2 protein-coding genes are annotated in these 5,478 nt (G+C 44.0%); both read right to left on the bottom strand.

Going from position 1 to position 5,478, the window contains the following annotated elements:
- On the bottom strand, positions 1-2,219 hold a 2,219-nt coding region (locus CLV62_RS21305), incomplete at its 3' end, for a SpvB/TcaC N-terminal domain-containing protein (protein ID WP_317048098.1).
- Positions 2,220-2,257: 38 nt separating this feature from the next.
- A complete protein-coding gene (locus CLV62_RS21300) occupies positions 2,258-5,236 on the bottom strand; it encodes a T9SS type A sorting domain-containing protein (RefSeq protein ID WP_110312783.1) in 2,979 nt (992 codons plus the stop codon).
- Positions 5,237-5,478 lie beyond the last annotated feature (242 nt).

The raw sequence follows: 5,478 nt of genomic DNA, 5'->3' as shown, positions 1-5,478 counted from the left end.
GCCCCGTAAGCATCCAGATGCGTCACCTTATCCAATATATTGGTATTAAAAGCCCCTTGCTTATAAGCAAAAGTATAGCTTCTGAGCGGCTGACCCTCAAAAGCAATATCCACTTTATTCAGTAACTTATTGCTTGAAGTAAGGAAACCGTATCTTGCCGAATTGGTTTTCTTATCTTTCTGGGTAGTACTTGTTAAAGTAACCACCGTATGCGGATCATTTCCTTTATTACCTGCTCTTACCTCTTTCAAATAAATAGCTTTGGCAGTCAGACTACCTTTAATAGTTTCGTCCACCGTTTCATAAATGTATTCGATATAATCGCCGTGCAATTCTTCCACACGAGACAGTTTCCATTCTACGACCACATCTTTGTTGCCGTTTAATGTTTTTGCCGAACCTTTAAGTACTGCTCCATATGTATATTTTGTTCCCGACTTATCGGTTACTTCCCATGTATAATTAGCAGGGCTGCTTCCTTTACGAATTATCTTCGAGAAGCTGCCTTCGTTTCTTGGATAAAACTGGCGGTCTGTTTTGCGGTTGATCTTGTCGCCACGATGTGCTACGGAGCTTTCGCCCGCATCGTCCATCGTCACAAGCATACTTCCACCCATCGAATAAGTTTCGGTTTCTTTCGCATCGTCATAGCGAGGTACGCCCCAGCGGGTATCTACCGATATGCTTGGAGTACTTAAATCCCAGCCTTCGCCCAGCCATCCTGCTCCACCATCGGAGTTGTATTGAATACCCAGGCTCGGTTGCATACCGTTACGTGCCGGAGGCATCTCAAAACCGTAGCTCAATCCTGCCGAACCTCTGTTGTTAGCCGCAGGAGGTGCAATCACCTGTACTTTTGCCGTAGGGTCAGCCGCCTTGATATCGTTCATCATCGTAGGTGCAAAACCTTGCGTCTCGGGCGATTCGGGTGTTTGTATCACCCCGTTTATCATATCCGTAAAGTGAGTAGTGGTAGATACAATCAGTTGATTTTTCTTATCGATCGTATCCCGTTTTAACGCTACCCAGTGTTTTGTATCGAGGTCAAAATAGTACGTTTTGATGTCATCTTCGGTAAACCCATTCGGTATTTTGGTACGGTCATACTTGATAGTTACTTTAGCTCCGTCTGCAAAATGTTCGCCATGAGGAAGGAAACGATATCCTCTATGCGAAGCCGTCACATTACTCATAGCCATATCCAAAGCAGGAAGGTCGATGTGTCTCAATGAAGTGATCGAAATATTTTTAGTTGCCAGAAGGGCTTTCGAATCCACATTCAACAGAGCCGTTTCGAGTTTCAAATCTTCCGCAATACCTTTTTGGAAGGTTTTCGAAGTTTGTTTTGTATTGTTATTCATCGCATACTCTATATCGGCGGAAGCACCGTTTGTAAAGTTGATTTCTTTACTTACTTCTTTGCCGTTTGCAAGTATGGCTTTTACGCTTACTATCCTATTTGCGTTTAATGGGACGATTGCTTCAAAAGCACCATTTACGGCAGATATCTGCTTTCCATCCACATAAAACTTCATTTGTTCGGCGTTCTTATCCTGAACAAATCCACTCACATAAGCCTTGTTGTCAAAACTCGTACCTGTACTATTCACGACAAGCATGGAGGTATTAGCTCCTTTTTCCACCTCGATGGACAGGTTCTTTACCTTGTATCCATACTCAGCGTTTTCGGGTAAGCTGAACTGAATTTGGTTGTCTCCTTTTTTGAGCCATCCGGGGTTCAATTGTTCCCGTTGCAAAGCCGGTTTATCCGATAGTTTTACCTGATAACCGCCTGTTGCCAACCGGTCGTTAATGCTTTTTGGTACATTGGTATAGTCGGATACGCCTTCCAGTTCATAGCTTAGCCATACTTTATCATTTTCAGAGAATGTCCGGTCTAAGCTGACGGTGAAAATATTATCCGAAGGGTTGTCGAGTTGCTTGCCTGCATAACTGCCGATAATTCCTTCCCTGTTGGTAGAAAGGTATTGAATCACGGCTGTTTTTGTTGCAGCTTCTTTTCCTTGTCGGGCTGAATCTAACGGTTGCACGTCCACTGCATTGCCCCGGGCTGTTGCCGTTATCTGATTGGCATTGCTTTCAGCCGAAACAGAAGCATATTCTTGCGGACTCTTTTGAGAGAAGGTCACTGCTCCCAATATCCCGGCACACGTTATGAGTGTGCCGATGAGTATATATTGTTTCTTTCTGGTCTTCATATTTTTATTTTTTCTTATTTGATATGGGTTAAAAATGCTTATTTAACCATCACTTTTTTACTGAACTCCCCATTGGTGGTAATTGCCTTAATGATATACACGCCGCTTTGCGTAAAATCAAAATCGGCTTCCTGCAATACACGGGGGGTAGGTAGATTCACTTTCTTGATAAGGACTCCTGTCATGCTGTAAGCAGTAAAGGTTACTACCTCCGGTTCTGCGAATGTGACACGGGCAGTTACGGATCTTGTATCTCCGACAGTTTTATAATAAACAGTCATATTATCGCTTTCAGCCTGAGGTTGCAGAGGTTGCAGAGAGTCACCTTGCGGATCTCCGTTACACGGGTCGTCCAGCGTTACCCTGTATATAATGGAAGAATTGTTCGATTGTCCGATAGTCAGGTTATCCGTTCTTGTCCAGTTGTAATCAACCAGATTGAAGAATCCTGTTGCCGTTACATTGAGTATCTCGGCAGGACCATAACTTGTATCGATCAGCCCGTAGAATTTCAAGAGTATATCCAGGAATGAAATACTGGCTGTGCCAATCTGAGTACCGTTCTTCTTGTATTTAATACTGTTCATGGTCTTTTCAATACGGATCACATCGCCTGCGGCAACGGTGGTGAGAACGGATGTGGCTACTTTTCCATTGGTAACTAAATACAGGTTTGCTCCCTGCTTCTTCAATCCATAATGAATGATATTCTTGGTATTATTCACATCTTCTACAAAAGTGGTGTAACCGATTATATAGGAATCGGTCAGGTTCGAAATGGTCCATTCAAGACTGCCTTCATACATGGGCAGGCAATTGGTGGTTTTGGCACGGGTGGGTTTTATAGCCGCATCGATATTCTGGAAGTTAAAGCCTCCGGCTTCCGTAATTGCCAGATCGTAAGTTCCTCCCGGAAGACCGTTTATTTCGATGGTGTAATCGAATTCTTTACCCGATTTGACAATCTGCCCTGTACCTGTATCGGTCAGGGTATAGTTGAATGCCGGATTTCCCGAGGTCAGCCTGATTTTGATTTTCCCGTCCGCCTGGTTACAGGTAGGATCGGTTACTTCAATCTCTCCGCCAATATCGGATTCTCTGTACATAAAGGTAAATTCGTCCCCTGTGTTCAGGAATATATTATTAAAAATGACTTTCTGACGGGTGGCATCTACTTCATCCACTTCGATGAGTTCGGCAGTATTCAGATCGATGCTGCCTGACCCCGAACGGTCGATAACCAGAAAACTGCGTCCCTTGTTATTGTCTTTAAATTCAGCGGCACGGGTCGATGCGTAGGAAAGTTCGATCTTGTTACCGGTATCGGTAAATCCTCCGTGACGCAATTCGCCTATCTTACTCTCGCTGCTGCCTTTTAACATACTGATGGCTCCGTAGTACGGTTTATTCATATCTGAAGCAGCAATCGTAATTTCGGTCTTGGGTTGCCTGATTCCGTTTACACGCAGGAATACGATATTACCACGTTTCTCCATTTCTATCTTTGAGGCTAGTGCTACCGAGAGTACGGAAGCTGAAGATACTACTCCTTGTATGATGGGGTAAACGCTTCCCGATGTGGTGATGTAATAGCCGTAGTCATGGCTACCGTTAGATAATATACTTTGATTCGAACCGAATTTGATATAGATGTCGCCGCTGATGGAAAACCCGCTCAGACCCAGATAACCGTCCGAATCCAGTAAAGGGGTAGCGGTATAGGCTACTCCCTGTGCTGTAGTTGTGGAGGACTTTGTTACAGACGATTTAAACCCGTTTGTACTGATAACAAGGTCGTATTGCTGCCAGGGGAGTGTTCTTTCGGCTGTCGTAGTAGCTGCGATATTGGTTTTTACAAGCCACTGGCGGCTCATTATCTTATAGCCCAGCTTGCCGTCTATCTCTTTGATCTTAATAGCGGCATTATTGTCTCCCCAGAAAAGATAATTGTTGTCTTTTAACGTATTGGCATCCTGACGACCTAATACTAGCAGGCGGGAAGCCGACGAACGGTTATAAGGGCTGCTGTTGTAGAAGTAATCGTTCTGATCGGAGTAATTGGTTAGTTCCTCGTAGCTTGTACCCGATTCATACTGGTAAAGTCCACTGCTCTTGTCCCTGTAGATAGCTGTAATCCGGTTATTGTATATAGGATTAGCTGCATAGTCCCAGAGTAGTTCCTCATTGCTTCCGATATAGGAAACAGGGAGTGACAAGGCGTATTTGATAGCCAGATAGGAATCCACCCTGCGTCTTTCCAGTGGTGTAAGCAGGCGGTTGTAAGCGATCAGCTCGGGGATATAGCCTGTGAAAGCCCTGTTTTCGGCTGTAGTGATTGAAAAGGTCGAGTTGTAATTAACATTTGTTTTGTTATAGGTGCTGCCTAAACTCAGGGTGGCTATATCTTTTTCTCCCCAGATGCTAGTGGCGGGAGGTATGCTGCGGTAATAGGCGGCTATCCGCATGGACTTAACCCGAAAGTCATTAACATTTGATTCGGAGTCACCCGATGAATACATTAAATCCATACCTTCGGATTGTCCGTAATCGAATTTACTTTTGCCGCTTTCAATGCTCGGTATGATTTTATCGGTAGTGACCAGTACTCCTTGTCCGGGACGGCCGTTTAATCCGTAGAGAATCATTTCCTTGTCGAAATTGGCATTGGGTGCGAATACTCCGACAATGGTTGCTTGTGACAGGTTGGTACGTTTCAGGCGTACTTCCCTTGTTTTGGTGTCGAGCGATTTGTTCAGGCTCAAGGCAGGGTTTCCGTTGTAGTAACGCACGGAACTGTTGGTAAACTCATCTCCGAGGGCGGCTCCCTGATCGCTGTATACATTCAGGCGTAAGGAATCACCGCTGAAATCCTGCCAGCGGTAGGTTCCGTTCAGGTCTGTGCCGATAGGTCTTGCCTGAAACCAGAGTTCGGGACTGCCCACGCCTCCGGGCGACTGCGCAAAGAGGCTTCCTGTGCATAGTGACAGGAGAAGTAAATGCGTAAATCGTTTCTTCATAAAAAAAGTAATAATTATTGGTAGTTTGTAATTCAAGAATAGATAAATTTAAAAGCAGACATGAAACTTTAGGCAATATCTAGCCTGGGGAAGTTTCAGGAACATCTCATAAGAAGGAGAATTAAGCAATAATTGTAAAATACAACTAATCTTTTAATTGACTCCGATTGTTATTTTGTGTTTATTTGAAAATTAAAGGTTTGTTACGTGTGCTTTATTAGGTTTGTTTTAATAATAGATTA

It is taken from the genome of Indolivaga alginatilytica, from assembly GCF_003201355.1.
GTDB classification, from domain to species: domain Bacteria; phylum Bacteroidota; class Bacteroidia; order Bacteroidales; family Dysgonomonadaceae; genus Dysgonomonas_A; species Dysgonomonas_A alginatilytica.
The sequence above is the reverse complement of the archived record's forward strand: the minus strand, read 5'-3'. Positions and strand labels throughout refer to the sequence as shown.

Coding starts and splice junctions, on each gene's coding strand:
- CLV62_RS21300 (WP_110312783.1), bottom strand. CDS start 5,236: ATGAAGAAACGATTTACGCATTTACTTCTCCTGTCACTATGCACAGGA.